The organism is Halorubrum sp. AD140 (genome assembly GCF_034497445.1).
Taxonomy (GTDB): domain Archaea; phylum Halobacteriota; class Halobacteria; order Halobacteriales; family Haloferacaceae; genus Halorubrum.
The window spans coordinates 1-1002 of sequence record NZ_JAXRUU010000368.1 but is presented as its reverse complement, the minus strand read 5'-3'; the positions used below and the strand labels follow the sequence as shown (position 1 = coordinate 1002).

The 1002-nt window shown below is 65.3% G+C and carries 3 protein-coding genes; 2 read left to right on the top strand and 1 reads right to left on the bottom strand.

What is annotated here, in order from left to right; translation table 11 throughout:
* Positions 1-19 precede the first annotated feature (19 nt).
* The gene (locus tag U4E84_RS18935) at positions 20-151 is read right to left on the bottom strand and encodes a hypothetical protein (protein WP_322533583.1); all 132 of its coding nucleotides are present in this window, start codon (positions 149-151) and stop codon (positions 20-22) included.
* Between the two features lie 215 nt (positions 152-366).
* Between U4E84_RS18935 and U4E84_RS18930 the strand changes: the two genes are divergently transcribed.
* Together U4E84_RS18930 and U4E84_RS18925 are read left to right on the top strand one after the other, a co-directional pair.
* Positions 367-615 carry a hypothetical protein gene (locus U4E84_RS18930; RefSeq protein WP_096393933.1) on the top strand — a complete coding sequence of 83 codons (249 nt, stop codon included), beginning with the start codon at positions 367-369 and terminating at the stop codon, positions 613-615.
* A 91-nt stretch (positions 616-706) separates the two neighbouring features.
* The coding region (locus U4E84_RS18925) for a helix-turn-helix domain-containing protein (protein WP_322533582.1) at positions 707-1002 on the top strand (296 nt) is incomplete at its 3' end.

The window sequence follows — 1002 nt, the reverse complement described above, 5'->3', positions numbered from 1 at the left end:
GGAGTGATGAATTAGATCCTTAGGGACCGGGGTTGGACGCGGCCATATTCGCCGCCGCGGGCGCCGCCTGCGTCAACAGCAGGAGGGCGGTGAACAGGACGCCGGCCATCTTCGGGTGCTCTGCCACGTAATCTGCTACACTTTCGTGCATACACCAAAAGTATCAGGATAAATAAATATTAAGATTGTTTTGCGGTATAACAACACAGATATTTAAAATATAATTATGCTGTATTAAATAGACAGACCCACTGAACGGCCGAAATCACCCACCTAGCACGCTTACAGACGACTGGGCCCGAGCGCGCTCGCGGTGCCGACCGAGGACCGCGTTTTTTCACCGCCGAGCGCGGAGGGTACGCTGCTATGACCGACATCGAAGCCGCGATCCGAGAGGCGTTCGAGCACACGGAGTACGACCTCGGCGACGTCGCGGTCAACCGTCGACAGGTCCGCGTGCCGGTGATCCAGGAGGGCGCCGACCCCGACGCGCTCCGAGCGGTGATCGAGGAGGCGCTCGGCGCGGACGCGCTCGCGGCCGTGACCGTGACCACGGAGCGCATCGCCGGCGAGGACACCGTCGGCACGGTCGTGTCGTTCCGCTACCGGGACTGACCCGGCCGGGGAGCGCGCCGGGAGTCGGCCGCGAAACCCTCCGCGACGCGGTACGGTTAACAGGGCGGTATCCGTACACACGGACCGTACGATGACGGCCGAGGTCGGACACGACGGCGCACAGTACCTCGCCGGTTCACCCGTTCGGGTCGCGATACTCCGGGCGCTGCGCGAGGAGCCGCGGCGCCCCGCGGAGTTGAACGACGCGGTCGACGCGACCCGGACGACGGTCCAGCGGATCCTCGGGGGGTTCCGCGAACGCGGCTGGGTCGTGAAACGCGGCGTCGACTACCGGGTGACGCCGACCGGGGAGCGCGTCCACGACGCGTACGAGACGCTCCTGAGGGAGGTCGAACGCGGCGACCGCTACGGCGGATTCGCCGAGAC

Bases quoted from the DNA above. Each gene is read 5' to 3' on its own strand.
- U4E84_RS18935 (WP_322533583.1), bottom strand. From the start codon at position 151: ATGCACGAAAGTGTAGCAGATTACGTGGCAGAGCACCCGAAGATGGCC.
- U4E84_RS18930 (WP_096393933.1), top strand. From the start codon at position 367: ATGACCGACATCGAAGCCGCGATCCGAGAGGCGTTCGAGCACACGGAG.